At 43.8% G+C, this 15,038-nt stretch carries 15 protein-coding genes; 10 read left to right on the top strand and 5 right to left on the bottom strand.

All coding sequences use genetic code 11. The features are described from left to right. Positions 1-52 precede the first annotated feature (52 nt). On the top strand, positions 53-1,987 hold the full coding sequence (locus tag AAFX28_RS06580; RefSeq protein WP_408686664.1) for a diguanylate cyclase: 1,935 nt from the start codon (positions 53-55) through the stop codon (positions 1,985-1,987). Positions 1,988-2,014: 27 nt separating this feature from the next. Here the strand turns inward: AAFX28_RS06580 and AAFX28_RS06585 are convergent, their stop codons facing one another. Beyond that, the gene (locus AAFX28_RS06585; protein WP_408686665.1) at positions 2,015-2,263 is read right to left on the bottom strand and encodes a hypothetical protein; all 249 of its coding nucleotides are present in this window, start codon (positions 2,261-2,263) and stop codon (positions 2,015-2,017) included. Between the two features lie 240 nt (positions 2,264-2,503). Here AAFX28_RS06585 and AAFX28_RS06590 point away from each other — a divergent pair, with 240 nt between their 5' ends. The 8 genes from AAFX28_RS06590 (at position 2,504) to AAFX28_RS06625 (ending at position 9,639) form a co-directional block, all read left to right on the top strand. Then, a complete protein-coding gene (locus tag AAFX28_RS06590; protein WP_408686666.1) occupies positions 2,504-3,148 on the top strand; it encodes a hypothetical protein in 645 nt (214 codons plus the stop codon). 9 nt (positions 3,149-3,157) lie between these two features. Beyond that, positions 3,158-3,841, top strand: a complete 684-nt coding sequence (locus AAFX28_RS06595) for an ABC transporter ATP-binding protein (RefSeq protein ID WP_408686667.1) — start codon at positions 3,158-3,160, stop codon at positions 3,839-3,841. Next, complete coding sequence (locus AAFX28_RS06600) at positions 3,829-5,088, top strand: ABC transporter permease (protein WP_408686668.1); 1,260 nt, start codon at positions 3,829-3,831, stop codon at positions 5,086-5,088. Before AAFX28_RS06595 ends, AAFX28_RS06600 begins: the two co-directional genes overlap by 13 nt. Beyond that, positions 5,081-5,833 carry an outer membrane lipoprotein-sorting protein gene (locus tag AAFX28_RS06605; RefSeq protein WP_408686669.1) on the top strand — a complete coding sequence of 251 codons (753 nt, stop codon included), beginning with the start codon at positions 5,081-5,083 and terminating at the stop codon, positions 5,831-5,833. The genes AAFX28_RS06600 and AAFX28_RS06605 overlap by 8 nt, the downstream gene beginning before the upstream one ends. Beyond that, entirely contained in the window at positions 5,834-7,096 is a 1,263-nt protein-coding gene (locus AAFX28_RS06610; protein WP_408686670.1) for a hypothetical protein, read from the top strand. After that, positions 7,096-8,130, top strand: coding sequence for a sensor histidine kinase (locus AAFX28_RS06615; RefSeq protein WP_408686671.1), 1,035 nt, complete (start codon positions 7,096-7,098; stop codon positions 8,128-8,130). Before AAFX28_RS06610 ends, AAFX28_RS06615 begins: the two co-directional genes overlap by 1 nt. Before the next feature lie 8 nt (positions 8,131-8,138). Continuing rightward, positions 8,139-8,930: a LytR/AlgR family response regulator transcription factor gene (locus AAFX28_RS06620; protein ID WP_408686672.1), complete on the top strand. Its 792-nt coding sequence runs from the start codon at positions 8,139-8,141 to the stop codon at positions 8,928-8,930. Positions 8,931-9,015: 85 nt separating this feature from the next. Next, entirely contained in the window at positions 9,016-9,639 is a 624-nt protein-coding gene (locus AAFX28_RS06625; RefSeq protein WP_408686673.1) for a DsbA family protein, read from the top strand. On the opposite strand, the gene AAFX28_RS06630 is transcribed toward AAFX28_RS06625, so the two are convergent. Further along, positions 9,636-11,408, bottom strand: a complete 1,773-nt coding sequence (locus AAFX28_RS06630; RefSeq protein ID WP_408686674.1) for an alpha-amylase family protein — start codon at positions 11,406-11,408, stop codon at positions 9,636-9,638. The genes AAFX28_RS06625 and AAFX28_RS06630 overlap by 4 nt on opposite strands. 374 nt (positions 11,409-11,782) lie before the next feature. Here AAFX28_RS06630 and AAFX28_RS06635 point away from each other — a divergent pair, with 374 nt between their 5' ends. Then, positions 11,783-11,977 carry a hypothetical protein gene (locus tag AAFX28_RS06635; protein ID WP_408686675.1) on the top strand — a complete coding sequence of 65 codons (195 nt, stop codon included), beginning with the start codon at positions 11,783-11,785 and terminating at the stop codon, positions 11,975-11,977. Between the two features lie 53 nt (positions 11,978-12,030). Here the strand turns inward: AAFX28_RS06635 and dgcA are convergent, their stop codons facing one another. From dgcA to AAFX28_RS06650, 3 genes are all read right to left on the bottom strand, one after another. After that, positions 12,031-12,996, bottom strand: coding sequence for an N-acetyl-D-Glu racemase DgcA (gene dgcA / locus AAFX28_RS06640; protein WP_408686676.1), 966 nt, complete (start codon positions 12,994-12,996; stop codon positions 12,031-12,033). A gap of 9 nt (positions 12,997-13,005) precedes the next feature. Continuing rightward, entirely contained in the window at positions 13,006-14,010 is a 1,005-nt protein-coding gene (gene dgcN, locus AAFX28_RS06645) for an N-acetyltransferase DgcN (RefSeq protein WP_408686677.1), read from the bottom strand. A 90-nt stretch (positions 14,011-14,100) separates the two neighbouring features. Beyond that, positions 14,101-14,970 carry a LysR family transcriptional regulator gene (locus AAFX28_RS06650; RefSeq protein WP_408686678.1) on the bottom strand — a complete coding sequence of 290 codons (870 nt, stop codon included), beginning with the start codon at positions 14,968-14,970 and terminating at the stop codon, positions 14,101-14,103. Between the last annotated feature and the right edge of the window lie 68 nt (positions 14,971-15,038).

Genomic DNA, 15,038 nt, shown 5'->3' on the forward strand with positions numbered 1-15,038 from the left:
ACGCTGTATAATTTATATGAAGTGTTTATAACTTGGGGCTCTCACCGATCTAATGTCAAATAAAGCGACGACTGCGTTTCTATTTATGTCACTTTCATTATTACTTGTAGTGACGTTAGAGGCATTTCTATTTGAGCAGAAAACCCTCTCTTCGATGAATGACACCCCGCCAATACTAACGCCACAACAACAGTTACAGCTTTCTGATAAAAATCATCCGTTGTTAACGATTTTTGAGATGTCATTTAAACACCCGGCTCAAGCATTAGAACAATTGGAAACGTGGCAAAGCCAGCAAAAGCAAGCGCCAAATACGATTGAGCAGGTGTTTACATTATGGATTCGTCGAGTTGCTGCTAAAAATGATCGTAACACAATTGAGAAGATTGACCGTGAGTTACGTTCGATAGCTCAAGTTAATCAGCTTGGTTGGTTAGAGGCAAAACTCAATATTGAGCAAGCATATCGAGATATTAAGCAAGGAACTTATGCTCAAGGCATAGAGACAGTGGCTATTGCGATAGATTATGCGGAGTCGATAAGAGCAGACTTTTTACTGTTAGAAGCGTACAACACTGCGGGCATCTTATATAACGCCAACAATCAACTTAAGCAGTCCCAGAAATATTTTCAGAAAGGTGTTGAGCTAGGTGAAAAGTACCCAAACAGTGAATTTAATGCCCGTTTCAGCAATAATCTAGGGCTGCTATATGTTCACTCGGAGCAGTGGCAACGTGCGATCGAATATCTCAAGCAAGCAGAAAACATCTACGCCACTTCGAAGTATGCTGAACCAGAAAGCTTACTGATCATTTTGATGAATCAGTCATACGTTTACAACCAACTCAACCAAGTAGACTTATCACGCTCTGCATACGAAAAAGCATTGCAATATGTGCGAAGTGATACGCCAGATTACTACAGGATTGTACAAATTAAATCCCTTGCTAGATTGCAACTACTTGAAGGAAGTGCGCAAGAAGCTAGCGAAACTGCGATGACATGTATTAATTCGAATGCCATTGACCGTTACCCTAAGCAGAAGGGTATTTGTCAGTTAGAGTATGCACTCGCTATGGTCGATCGTGGTGAAATCCAAAATGCACATGACGCCATTGTTGAGAGTATTGGTACATTTGTTGCGATAGAGCACCAAAGATGGCTGATCAAAAGTCACCTAGTGCTGGCAGAGATATTGGAAAAGAAAGGACAGCATGAACAGGCATTAAAGGTATACAAAAAGTACCACGATCAGGAGCGAGTACAGATCCTTGCTGAAATTCATTTGCTAGAAACCGCGTTTGAAGTGGAAGAACTTGAACGAGAAAGGGACTTACTTGATGTGCAAAATGAGCTTAAAGAGCTAGAAAAGGGCTTAAGTGATCAACGTCTTCGAGTTTTATATGTATGGTTTGGGGCAATTGTAGCCTTCGCTATATGGCTGGTTATGCGCTGGAAAAAAGAGAAAAAGCGCAGCCAATATTTACATGACCTCTCCTATAAAGACCCTTTAACTCGCGTCGGAAATCGCCGTTTGTACCATAGCGAGCTGAAGAAACCTACTTTGCTAGACAGCGGTGCATTGTACCGAGTAACGCTGATTGACTTAGATTGGTTCAAGGCAGTCAACGATAACTATGGACATGAAGTAGGCGACGCAGTTTTAACTGAAACGGCATCAAGATTGAAATCAAAGCTAAACAACAAGGAATTGATTGTTCGCTGGGGCGGTGAAGAGTTTCTATTACTATTGGAAACGAATAGTGACTATCAGGTTCGAGCGCAAAGCCTAGTTGATTTAATCAATAACAAACCATATCGCATAAACGGGCTTGAGTTGAATGTGTCGATTTCACTAGGGGCGAGCAATGCTTCTACAGTCGCGTCACTCAAAGATAATCAAGATGAGTTTCAGGTGGCTGACCAATGTCTCTATCAAGCTAAGGCTCAAGGTCGGAACCAAGTAGTGATACCTGAAGAACTATAAAGCCGACTCAGGAGCCGGCTTTACTATTTAGTGTGTACGTTTTGGACCGCTCTTAACTAAATCTTGGCCTGTTTGGAATACTTCTTCTGTTACCCAGCGACCAAGGATCAATTGGTGGTTATCGTCAAGAACCGCCACAAAACGTCGACCGTCTGCATTGTTGGTTGCCAATGCCACACCAGCTGCATTGTTTAGACCAAGAACGCCACTGTCAATCGCCATTAGAAATGCTTCTAGTTCTGCGAGATCTGAAATAATTTTGTCATCACTAATCATATTGATGTCTCATCTTTATGCTCCGAATGTACAAGGGAGCTAACCTGAAATTATCCGGCTACTTTAACGATCATAGTGAGGAATTGCCACCACTGCACTGTGGAGAATTGAACAATTGCTCGCCATTCAATCCTGATTTCTTCCATTCACACCGATAAATGCCCGTTTGTCGCAATCATCAGCACCTTGTTTTTATCGATCGTATGGTTACAGCATCAAAACGGACAAGGAAAGATTCGAATGAAAAAGAACAATTTGGCTACTCTATTCACTCTCAGTTTATTGATGACAACTCAGGTGATGGCTGCACCTTCGGAAGAAATCATTGCTCAATACAACATGGCCGCAGAAGGAGATGAAGACAAGGTTGAACTCGTCTACCAGCAGTTGGATAAACAAATACAAAGTGAAGGGGCAGATCCTCTGAGCTTAGTTTATCTGGGTAGCACACAGACTTTAATGGGCCGAGACGCATTTATGCCTTGGAACAAAATGAAGTACACCGAGCAGGGATTAGCAACCATTAGTAAAGGTTTAGACCTGCTTAACGCCGAATCGATGCCCTTAGAAAACCAGAAAATCCGACAAGGTTTGCCTGAGGCGTTACTGGCAAAATCTATTGCAGGCGCTACATTTACGTCCCTACCGGATATGTTCAATCACTTTGATCGCGGCTACGACATCTTTATTGATCTGCTATCGGATGAGTCTTTTTCCAAGCAAAACTATGACGCTATCTCGTGGGTGTACATCTATGCGATACAAGCGGCATTGCGTGCAGAAGACAAGCTTCAAGCACAGAAATGGCTATCGGAAATGAAGACGCATAATCCAGATCACCCTATGACACTTCAAGCGCAAGCGATTGTAAATAAAGCGGCTTAGGGTGGCGTTATGATAAATTTTCGACATGTAAGCAAACAATATGTGATGGGGCAGCAACATGTTGTGGCTCTAAATGGCGTAAATGGTGAGATCAAGCAAGGTGAAATGGTCGCCTTATGTGGTCCATCAGGTTCAGGCAAAAGTACACTTCTGAATATCTTAGGGTTGCTGGATATGGATTATCAAGGTGAGATTGAACTGTCTGGTCGAGCTTATCCAAGGGATTCAAAACAAGCGGCATTATTGCGAAGAACTCAGTTAGGGTTTGTGTTCCAAAAGTTCAATCTAGTGCCGGTAATGAAAGCGTGGGAAAACGTGGCGTATCCGCTGATGCTCAATGGTTATTCACCTAAAGAGCAAAAGGCCCTAGCGTTGGAATCATTAGAAAAAGTGGGCTTGCTAGAGTTTGGTGAACATAGGCCTGATAACTTGTCAGGAGGGCAACAGCAAAGAGTCGCAATCGCGAGGGCATTGGTGCATAAGCCTCAGCTTGTTATTGCAGATGAACCTACTGCTAGCTTAGATAGCCATACCGCGGGCGTTGTCATCGACTTGATGAAAAACTTGGGTCACCAAATGGGAACAACGTTTGTCATCGCAACTCATGATCCTCGGATGGCGCTTCAATGTGACAGAACGATTGAGTTAGCCGATGGGAGCATAAAAGAGGAGGCGGTCAAATGGGCAAGTTAATTCCAAATTCACTTCGTATTGCGTTCCTAAACCTGCAAAGGAATGGCCGTCGAAGCACACTGTCTGTGTTGATCGTCGCCATCGCTATATTTGCCCTGACATCAGCGGGTGGCTTTGGTTTATACACCTACGATTCATTGAAAGAGTCGACAGCACGCGATACTGGGCACTTAACTATTAGCCAACCTGACTATTTCGAAAAAGATGAAGAAATGCCATTGGCTAACGGGTTGTCGGGTTCTGAGCAGATCACTAAACGATTGATAGGGAACGAACAAGTACGTGGGGTTCAACCAAGGGTTGATTTTACGGGCTTAGTATCTAATGGCAGTAAATCGACCATCTTTGTCGGTATTGGCGCTAACGAGCGTGAGTTCGACATGAAAGGGCCGTTTCTGGATGTAAGGGATGGCAAAACGCTATCGAGCCCTCAATCGTCACGTTATGACCCAAGTGAACCTGAAGTTATGTTAGGGGTGGATTTAGCACGAAACCTAAACGTTGTACCGGGTGACTGGGTAACGTTGTTAGCGACCACCAGTGACGGAGCACTAAACGCGTACGACTATAAAGTACGGGGCCTTTACTCAACCGGTGTTCCTGAGCTCGATAAGCGTCAGCTATACGTCCACATAAACTCCGCCCAAGAATTACTTGCCACTAACAAAGTCAGTACCTTGTCGGTCTTTCTGTTTGATACGGAATCAACTGCTGCGATGCAGGCATGGGTAGAAACTCAGTTGAGCACAATGAAGTTTCCTCAAGCGGTGGAAGTGACTCCTTGGCAAGAACGGGCATTTTTCTATACGAAAGTGAAAGATCTCTATGACCGTATCTTTGGCATTATGGGGGCAGTTATGGCTATGGTGGTCTTTGTAGCACTCTTTAACACTATGACTATGTCAGTTACAGAGCGCACCCGTGAGATAGGAACACTCTCTGCTTTGGGTACTTACCCGAATGAAATTGTGATTGGATTTATTAAAGAATCAGCACTACTGGCAATGATTGGCGCAGTGATTGGTGGGCTATTGAGTTTGCTTACCAGTGCTCTATTGATGGTCGTAGATGTGCAAATGCCACCACCTCCGGGGCGAACTGAAGGCTACCCGCTTAATATTTACTTCTCTCCAGAGTTATTCTCAGCAACCGCTGTAGGTGTATTGCTCATATGTGTTGTTGCTGCTTGGTTGTCAGCATCGAAGGGCGTCAAAAAACCAATAACAGAGGCACTAATCTATGTTTAATCGAATTAAATTTCTTGCGTTGATGAGTACATTGTTTGCATCGCTTGTATACGCAGATAGCGTTGAACAAATGGTGAAAAACGCGGACCAGTACCGATTAGAGTCTACATCGGCCAAAGTCGTATCTCTGGTCAGCCTTTATGAGAATGAGCAGCTCGATAAGACAAGAAAATACAGTGTGTATACGCGTCCGAATCGAGAGTCACTAGTACTGTTTAAGTCTCAGGTGGAAGCAGGGCAGAAGATGCTTATGCTAGGCGACAATTACTGGTTGGTAATGCCGAAAAGTCGCCGCCCGATCCGTATTACCCCGATGCAAAAGCTACTTGGCGAAGCATCAGTAGGAGATATTTCAACCTTAACCTGGAGTGAGGACTATAAACCAAGCTTAGTGCAATCAGACTTGGTGAGTTCAGGTGGGAAGCAGATAAAAACTAATCAGCTTTTGTTAAAAGCGACGACAAAGGGGGCAAGTTACCACCGCATCGATCTTTGGCTAGACAAAACAAACGACTTTCCAGTCAAAGCAGAGCTTTACTTGCGTTCGGGCAAGTTAGCTAAACAAGCGTGGTTCACACCGGGTGAGCGAGATGGAAAAGTGAGAGTGGTTGCGATGACACTACTCGATCAAATTCAACCTGCGAAAAAGACTGTGATCGAGTACCAATCAGTCACCGAAGCGACGTTAGAAGACAAGTACTACAACCCAGCTTACCTTACACGTAATGCTTTATCGGAGTTGTAAATGAAGATCAAAGCGGCATGGTTAGCAAGCATACTCTGGTCGACTTCAAGTTATGGTCAAACATTGAGCTTTGATTGGGACTATATAGTAAGTGCTCGTTCAACGGTACATCGAGACTCTTTGTTGTTAGGCGCACCATCGACGGATAAAAGTGAAGCGGTCGATGCGTTGTTGGATGTGCAGTTTGAAGGTTATGGTGTTTCAGGGCTTGTGGCGTTTAAAGCAAGTGACATCTACCAATCGGATCCCGAACCTTCCTATGATGGCGAACTGATCATTCAAGAACTGTTTTGGCAAGGCACAGTATTGGATAGCGCAGCGGATCTTACGATTGGTAAAGTGAGACTGGATTGGGGTGTAGGGTATGGGTATCGACCGCTGGATGTATTTAAACCTTATCGCCGGAACCCTGTTGGCATTCAAGTCGAAGAGGGCACTGGAACGGCAATGTTATCTTACTTTGACATGTCAGGTGAATGGAGCTTGGTTTACACCGACTCTAGTTGGACACAGCAAGAGGGGAGTCAGTTGGAACAAGCTTCTGAGCAGCAAGGTTTTGGCATTCGACGTTATGCTTTGTCCGGCGATACTGAATGGCAAGCGCTTGCGTATTTTGATGACGTTCGTGAAGGGTTAATCGGTGGTTCATTCGTATCGGTGCTTGACGAAGCTTGGTCTGTTCATGGCTCAACTGTCTATCAAAGGAAATATTTGGCGTATCAGCAATCCTTGATGCAAGAACCAGTGTTGTTAGCTACTGAGAACGATGGTTACCAAGCGCTCGTTGGTCTGAATTGGGCTAACGCAGTAGGGAACAACATCATTTTAGAATATTGGTATGACAGTCGAAGTTGGGATAAATCGGATTGGGATGGTGCGTATAACCGCGTAGCAGAGTTAACTCAGTACCAACAAGGACATACTCTGGCAAGCTCGTATGCCCAAGGTCTCAACCATGCCAACTTAGTTGAGCACAATGTGATGTTTCATTGGTCACTAGATTCGAGTAGTTGGAGTCAGTGGGAGTGGTCTCGTTCGTTACTATGGTTAGGAGACCTCACTCCAACGTTTGATATTCTCTATTCCCCGCAAGATAAAGGTGTTATTGCAACGCAGTGGCTTGAATACGCTGTCTATGATTCTGGGGCAGCTTCATTTTCTACTGAATTTGCTGCGCGTTTTATGACGGGGGACGACTCCTCACTATATGCAAATCTGCCTGATAAGCGTATGATTTTTATAAATCTAAAAGGGAAGTTCTAATGTCTACACAAAGAAACTCAAAGTCCGAAGTGATCAAAAGCTTCACTTACACGGCTGTTTTTTGTGCTGTTATCGCGTTGGTAACACAGACGATTTGGCCTAGTGCGTATATAGAGCACCTTATGATTAGCCTCGGTTATGGGTTTAGCTCGGTGATAGGTTCGATAACAATTAGCCGTCTTAAGCCTGATTTATCAATGAGAGCGGTCAATCTGTTCTCATTGGTTGTCGCAATGGTACTAGGTACGACCAACGCATATGTTTGGTTACACACTTACGATAATTTCAGTGACTTAAGCCAGTTAAAACCTGTCGTGGTGCTAGGTTTTATCTTCACTGTGACTTGTTTCTTTTATTTCTATACCTACGAACAGAAACTGGTGGCCCAGCGTGAACTTGAAAAAGCGAAACGTATCCAATCCGAACATGAAAAAGCATTGGTGTTAAGTCAGTTACGACAACTACAAAGTCAAATTGAACCTCATTTCTTGTTTAATACGCTTGCCAATGTTAATGCGTTAATCAGCCACGATCCTAAAACTGCTCAGCATATGTTAGACAAGCTGACCGAGCTGCTTAGGGGGACGTTATTGAATAGCCGAGAAAGTAATTCTTCTATCGATGCTGAGCTCAATCTTATTGATGCGTATCTCGCGATTCAGAAAATTCGTTTGGGTGAAAGATTAGACTATCGTATTGATAACCAACTAGAACAATCGATTCCAATTGCTCCTTTGCTAATGCAGCCTTTAGTCGAAAATGCGATAAAACATGGAATAGAGCCCAAAGTTGATGGTGGTGATATATGTATTAAAGTTGCACAGAAAGATCAGCTTATATGTATTGAAGTGAGCGACTCTGGTGTAGGGCTTACGCAATCATCAAAGAGTACTGGTCACGGTATTGGTCTACAAAATATTCGTGAGCGGATTAAAACATTGTATGGCGAGAGTGCGGGAGTAACGATAAAACAATCCAGCCTTGGGGGAGTTCAATCGTCGATATGTATTCCTTTAGAAAAGTTAACGACATAGGGTAAATAATGGGACAGACAACCTATCGAGCAGTGATTGCTGATGATGAGCCTCTGCTACGTCACCACCTCAATAAATTGCTCGCTGATGCTTGGCCCGAGCTCGACATTGTTGGCTTAGCTAAAAGCGGACAAGAAGCGCTCGGGTTGATTGAACAACATCAGCCCGATATCGTGTTTCTCGATATTAATATGCCTCAGTTGGATGGTATGACAGTGGCAAAGACGTTAGCGAAAACTGGCAGTGATATACAAGTTGTTTTCGTCACGGCTTACGATGAATTTGCTCTGCAAGCATTTGAAGCTAACGCTGTCGATTATCTGCTTAAACCTTTGTCAGACAATAGATTGGACCAATGTGTCGATAAACTCAAACGTAAACTCGACAGCAAAACAGAGTCACAGCAGCCGGACGTATCAGTCCTAATCGCTCAAATTCAACAACTTGGTAATCAAACTCCGCCAAGTTATTTAAGTTGGTTACGAGCAAGTAAAGGAGACGATATTCATCTCATTTCAATATCGGAAGTGCTCTATTTCAAAGCAGAGGATAAATATGTCTCGGTCTTTGCAAAGTGTGATGGTAGACAGACCGAATATTTGCTGCGGACTTCATTGAAAGATCTTATTCAACAACTCGACCCAAACAATTTTTGGCAAATACATCGCTCTACGATCGTAAATGTTTCTGCGATCGAGAAGGTCAAAAAAGTCATAACAGGCAAAATGGTGGTGATTGTAGGAAACGAAAAGCTTCCTGTTAGTCGTGCAATGCAAAGCCAATTCACAAACTTATGGTGATAAACCTCAGCTTTTTAAATTTGTCAGTAGAGAGTTGGGTAAAGGTAGCGATATGCTGCTAGCTGACCGCTAAGGAAGGTACGCTATGACTCAACTGAACAAACTTTATTATGTATATGACCCTATGTGTTCGTGGTGCTGGGGGTACAAGCCTGTTTGGCAACAAATTGTGCAATCATTAGAAGGGAAGGTCGACATTCAGTATGTTGTTGGTGGGCTGGCTCCGGATTCTGATACACCTATGCCACCTGAGATGAGACAGCAGATAGCGTCATATTGGCAGAAGATCGAGAACTTTCTGGGTACAGAGTTTAACTATGAATTTTGGACTCGATGTACGCCAAGACGATCAACCTACCCATCTTGCCGAGCTGCACTAGCTGCGCGTAAACAGAGTTCCGAACAGAAGATGATCGCCGCGATTCAGTCTGCATATTACCTTGAGGCTCAAAATCCAAGTGATGATGACGTGCTTATTCAATGTGCTAAAAGTATCGGGTTAGATGTTGAAAAGTTTGAACAAGATTATTATTCGGCGGAGCTAAATCAAGAATTCATACAGGAACTGCAATTTGCTCGAAGCATTGGTGGCAATAGTTTCCCTTCTCTGTTCCTTGAAACTCAAACTGGTGTTATTGAACTGCCCATTGATTATCAATCTGCCCAAACGACGTTAGAGCAGATTGGTAGGCTCTTAGTCGGTCGTTAACGTTCTAAACATAAGAAGAGGGTTGCTAACGGAATAAAATCAATGTCGATGCTCCCTTCGCCTTTGTGCACTACAAGCTGATAGTCCTTATGATTAAGTTTATCTCTCATGGTGTAACTTCCGTCTTGTAGTTGCCAATAAGCAATATGCTCAGAAGGGATAACGAGTGAACGTTGGCAGGCGACGCTATCGCTGAAATTGGCCGCAATCACGACTATTTCACTTTGGTCTGAGCGTGCAAATGCATAGAGGCGGTCTCTCATTTCTTCAAAGTTTTCATAGTTGGCTGCATATAGGTCATGGTAGTCAGCTGAAAGGGCAGGGTGGTTTAACGTCAGGTTAAGCAGTGTTTGATAAAAACCTCGAAGCTGCATTTCGTTGCTTGTTAGTTGACCACCATCGAATTCTCCATTATTCATCCAACGCTGGTGAGCGGGAACGCCAACATAGTCAAAAATAGATGTTCGAGTTGGTTGGCCAAATCCTGCGTGTTCTGCTCCGTTTTCCCCGACTTCTTGACCAAAGTAAATCATCGTTGGTGCGGAAGACAAGCAAGCCGAAATCAGCATAGCAGGCTTGCCTTTCTCGCCACTCCCTGCAAATTCGTTTGAAGCTAGTCTTTGCTCATCGTGATTGTCTAAGAAGTGCAGCATATGGTGTTCAATATCGCGCAGCTCATGTTGAATTCGTCCGATGCTGCCAGTTGAATCATGGCCTTTAATGATTGCTTTTAACGTGTCATATAGGTCGACTTTATCGTACAGGTAATCCATTTTCCCCAGTTGAATATAATCACGGTATAAATCCGGTTGATAGACTTCTGCCATTAAAAAGGCATTGGGATTTTGATTCTTGATAGCAGAATTTAGATAGCTCCAAAACTCGACTGGAACCATTTCAGCCATATCATAGCGAAATCCATCAACGCCCTGTGCAAGCCAATACAGAGCGATGTCTCTGAATTTTATCCACGAATCGGGCACAGACTTCTCTTGCCAGAATAGGTAGTGTTCATGCGATGAACGCGTGCGAAAGTCTTCTGGAAGTGAGTCGAAATCTTTACTTCCATCAGGCCTGATACCGTAATTTACCTTAACCGTTTCATACCAATCATCATGATTCGGTTTCGCGAGCCGAGAGCCGTTACCAGTCCATTTTGCAGGAAATTCATGATACGGAGAATTAAGCATTGGGTGGTGCTCCCCTCCTAGTGGGGGAAACTGTGTAAGACTGTCGGGCAGCTCAAAGGCAGTATCAGGAATGTAATAAAAATTATTGTCACGATGATACTCGACACTAGTGTCATCATTGGCCCCAAAGTCGTTAATGCCGACCGGGTTGTTTAACCCTGTATAGACTCTTGCTACGTGGTTGGGAACAATATCTATAATGACTTTCATACCCGCGTCATGGGTGCGTTTCACTAACTGAGCAAACTCTTCATTTCGATTGGCTGGGTTGTCTGCTAAATCTGGATTGACCGAATAGTAATCTTTGACCGCATAAGGCGAGCCTGCACGTCCTTTAACGACGCTAGGGTGGTCATCTTCAATGCCATATTTTTTATAGTTGCTCACTAAGGCGTGGTGTGGAACCCCGGTATACCAAATATGGGTGATTCCGAGATCATGAATTTTTTGTAAAGCGAGTTCGGTAAAATCGCTAAACTTTCCGACGCCGTTTTCTTCTATGGTACCCCAAGGTTTGTTGGTTTGTATCTTGTTACCAAATAAACGTGTAAAGACTTGATAGATATTATATTTCTTCATGAGGTGTCTGATTGTTTTGCTCTAATTGTCGCTAGGCTAAATCAGGGATAGAACGACTAACTCATCCCTAAAGCTATTATTCGGGGCGTAGTGGCAAAAAATGTGAACCTGAGAGCATAATTTAGGATGAGTTAGACAATGTCAGATAACAATGCTGCAAATTGAGGTAACGGTCCAACAGATACTGGGTAAAGGTTCACATAATTCAGATTCCGGTGGGTCTTCGTGTGGGAATGAAATTTTCATTAACTAGCTGATAAAGAGAACATATTCATCCATTTTGATACGTCGATTAGTTCAAAAGTCAACTTTGACAGGTGCGAATGGTTTTCTAAGCTTAGCTATGATCAACGTCAAATGAAAAGGAGAACATAATGGCGAAGTTCCAGCAGGACATTCCAAATCGCGTTACTGTCTATCATGATGATATAGACCAAGAAAAAGCGCTAAAAAATGCGATGTTGCCAGAAAAACCTCGTTACTTTAATGGGTCACCAACTTATGAAGCGGCGAGTGTGGATGAGTTTAAATCACGGCTCAGTCAAATTGGTATGTCTTTTGATGGTTAAGGCTTAAAATGGATTAGTAAGGCAGCATTTCGCTGCCTTTTCTTTGTTTATAGTTAGAGACAAAGAGTTCCATTTTGGTAACTTAAGCCATTCTCAACGTCTTGGCCGAGTAATACAGGCCCATCCAAATCAACAACTTCTGCTCGTGTTGCTATTGGTAGCGCAGACTTCATTGCGATAGAAGATCCCAGCATGCAGCCGACCATAATGGTAAAGCCAAAATCCCTCGCACACTCTTCAAGTGCTAATGCTTCTGTTAGGCCGCCTGTCTTGTCGAGCTTTATATTGATCATTTCATAACGACCTATCAGCTCGTGCAATTGCTGCCTAGTATGACAACTTTCGTCGGCGCAAAGTGGGATAGGGTGTTCGATACTAGACAGTTGAGTGTCACTGTCTGCGGGAAGGGGCTGTTCAATCATCGTAATGTCATATTGAGTCAGCTGCTGAAACAAAGTCGGTAGATCTAAGTCTGTCCATGCTTCATTGGCATCTAATATCAGTTTACAGTTTGGCGCTGCTTGACGCACTGCAGCAACACGTTCTATAACTTCAGCCGCATCTAGCTTAACTTTAAGCAATGTTGCCCCTTGTGCGACGTAATCTCGCGCTTGAGATGCCATTGCGTCTACGCTACCTACAGAAACCGTCATAGCCGTTTCTATTGACCGCGGTACTTTAAAATAGGGTGAGGGAAAGTGAGTCCCTTCTATTTGACAAATTAGGTCCCACAGCGCGCAATCTAAGGCATTACGCGCAGCTCCTGGGGGAAGCAGCTGCAATTGTTGTTTTGCTTGAACTGGAGGTAAGTCTTTCAACTCATCACTCCATTGCTCAATTTGCTGTAGAACGGAATCAACACTCTCACCATACCTTGGGTAAGGAGTGCATTCACCAACCGCTTTCCGCTGCTGGTGCTCAATTGAGACTCGCACAACGTGGCAGTGTGTCCTTGCCCCTCTTGAAATAACAAACGGAGTCGCGAGTGCTATCGAATGAGAACTTGCCAGAATCTTCATGCGCCTTCCCTAGTGTGATGCTAAATGACGAGCGATAGATTCAATTCCAAAGCGGACAGGGTCGGTAACAGGTACTTGATATTTCTCCTGCCAATCTGCACAAAGGACTTTAGCCTCTTCTTCATTGATTGCTGAGGTGTTCAAACTTATTCCCGCGAGTTTGACATTGGGATTGGTTAAGCGTGCTGCACTTAGGTTTGCTTCGATTGTCTCTGTGATAGTGGGTAAACTGCAGTGTGGAAGATGACGAATATGAGGGCGGTTTACTTCGTGACAAAGAACGAGAGCGTCAGCTTGCGCACCATGTAACAGACCCAAACTCACACCTGCAAAAGAGGGATTAAAGAGCGAACCTTGCCCCTCGATAATATCCCAATCGTGATTTGAAAACTCAGGGCTAATGGTTTCTACTGCACCAGAAATGAAATCTGCGACGACTGCATCAATTGAAATACCTGCACCATCAATTAGAATTCCGGTTTGGCCAGTAGCTTTAAAACGGGCATCAAGACCAAGTGACCGCATAGATTTTTCCAATGCCAGTGCCGTAAACATTTTGCCTACTGAACAGTCTGTGCCAACGGTTAGAACGCGTTTTCCTTCGCGTTGCTTACCGTTACCAACGGCCAGTACGTCATCGTAATGACGAACATCGTGTAAGCGAGTGTGCCCCTGTGATGCGAGCTCTGCTAGTTCAGGTATATCTGAAAGTCGAGTGTGCATCCCCGAAGCAATTTCAAACCCCATCTTTGCTGCTGTAATTAACGTTTCTTTCCAAGCCGAAGGAATTACGCCGCCAGCATTGGCAGTACCTAACACTAACGTCTTCGCTCCAAGCTTTTGGGCTTCTTCTAAGTCGAGGTCTTGTAATCCTAAAGAAACGGTTTGGTCATTCAATCGAAGTTGACCTACGCAGCTATCTGGACGCCAAAGGGCGATACCTCGGGCAGTTTTCGCTGAAATTGGGTCGGTAATATCACCAAGAAAGAGTAAGTAAGGTTGAGCGATAGACATAAGCATCCTTGTTTTAGAAGTCGTTGTGAAACCTACTCTAAATGTCTTAAGAGACAGTAACGAATGCTTATCTGTATTGAAGGTATAACCTTAAGTTATAGAGTCGATCAGTTGTTTGACGAACCATTTAGCAGCGATGCTTAACGGGGAGTGCTCAGCGTGGAGTAGTGAAACAGAAACCTTAATGCTTGGGTCGAGCTTTTGGCAATGAACTTTGTGTTCGTATTGTTTGGCAGTCCATGGGTCGACAATGGCATTTCCGGCTCCGGCAACAACGAGTTCAGCGGCGGCACTGTAGTTTCTCACCATAATTCTAGAGTGATAGCTAGGATTTAAAGAGTGAATGGTTTGATATAACTGAAGCCCGATTGGATCACGGGTATCTAACCCAATCAGAGTTGCATCATCTTCTAGTAAGTCATTCAATCGCCATGTTTCTTTCTCTGGGCTTGTTTTAGATGTGAGCACTACGAGCTCAGTGTCCAACATTGGTTTAGTCAGTATGGTACTTGGCGCTTCATCACCAAAGCCGATAGCAAGGTCGAGTTCATTTTTTAACAGAGCATCACAGAGTTCATCACGATTTGCTGTTGAAACCTCTATGGTGTAATCCGTTTCCTGACAAATTTTGGCGATGATTGGGGCTAGTAGGCCTGCAGCAAGAATGGGAGGGGCACCAATAGTAAGGTGTTTTTCACCCGCTTTGATTTTGTTGGTCAGATTCCTAAACTGTCCTAGCTGTTGATAGACTTTTTCGGCCTCAGGTAACAGTAGCTGGGCTTCACGCGTAGGAATTAAGCGACCTTTTACTCGTTCGAACAAAGAAAACCCAAGCTGTAACTCTGTATGAGATAAAACTCTAGTGACATTTGGCTGAGAGACATGCAACTGTTTTGCCGCTCCCGATACCGTCCCTGTTTTCATGACAGCGTAAAACACTTCAAGTTGCCTTAGATTCATCGCTGAGTTCCATTTTCGACTGAGTTCTGTATGTACTCTAAAGGAATTCAGAGATTTAAAAAAGAAAT

Source organism: Vibrio sp. TBV020, assembly GCF_046056895.1.
In the GTDB taxonomy this organism is placed as follows: domain Bacteria; phylum Pseudomonadota; class Gammaproteobacteria; order Enterobacterales; family Vibrionaceae; genus Vibrio.

Bases quoted from the DNA above. Each gene is read 5' to 3' on its own strand.
- AAFX28_RS06630 (WP_408686674.1), bottom strand. From the start codon at position 11,408: ATGAAGAAATATAATATCTATCAAGTCTTTACACGTTTATTTGGTAAC.
- dgcN (WP_408686677.1), bottom strand. From the start codon at position 14,010: ATGTCTATCGCTCAACCTTACTTACTCTTTCTTGGTGATATTACCGAC.
- AAFX28_RS06650 (WP_408686678.1), bottom strand. From the start codon at position 14,970: ATGAATCTAAGGCAACTTGAAGTGTTTTACGCTGTCATGAAAACAGGG.
- dgcA (WP_408686676.1), bottom strand. From the start codon at position 12,996: ATGAAGATTCTGGCAAGTTCTCATTCGATAGCACTCGCGACTCCGTTT.
- AAFX28_RS06580 (WP_408686664.1), top strand. From the start codon at position 53: ATGTCAAATAAAGCGACGACTGCGTTTCTATTTATGTCACTTTCATTA.
- AAFX28_RS06585 (WP_408686665.1), bottom strand. From the start codon at position 2,263: ATGATTAGTGATGACAAAATTATTTCAGATCTCGCAGAACTAGAAGCA.
- AAFX28_RS06620 (WP_408686672.1), top strand. From the start codon at position 8,139: ATGGGACAGACAACCTATCGAGCAGTGATTGCTGATGATGAGCCTCTG.
- AAFX28_RS06590 (WP_408686666.1), top strand. From the start codon at position 2,504: ATGAAAAAGAACAATTTGGCTACTCTATTCACTCTCAGTTTATTGATG.
- AAFX28_RS06625 (WP_408686673.1), top strand. From the start codon at position 9,016: ATGACTCAACTGAACAAACTTTATTATGTATATGACCCTATGTGTTCG.
- AAFX28_RS06605 (WP_408686669.1), top strand. From the start codon at position 5,081: ATGTTTAATCGAATTAAATTTCTTGCGTTGATGAGTACATTGTTTGCA.
- AAFX28_RS06595 (WP_408686667.1), top strand. From the start codon at position 3,158: ATGATAAATTTTCGACATGTAAGCAAACAATATGTGATGGGGCAGCAA.
- AAFX28_RS06600 (WP_408686668.1), top strand. From the start codon at position 3,829: ATGGGCAAGTTAATTCCAAATTCACTTCGTATTGCGTTCCTAAACCTG.
- AAFX28_RS06610 (WP_408686670.1), top strand. From the start codon at position 5,834: ATGAAGATCAAAGCGGCATGGTTAGCAAGCATACTCTGGTCGACTTCA.
- AAFX28_RS06615 (WP_408686671.1), top strand. From the start codon at position 7,096: ATGTCTACACAAAGAAACTCAAAGTCCGAAGTGATCAAAAGCTTCACT.
- AAFX28_RS06635 (WP_408686675.1), top strand. From the start codon at position 11,783: ATGGCGAAGTTCCAGCAGGACATTCCAAATCGCGTTACTGTCTATCAT.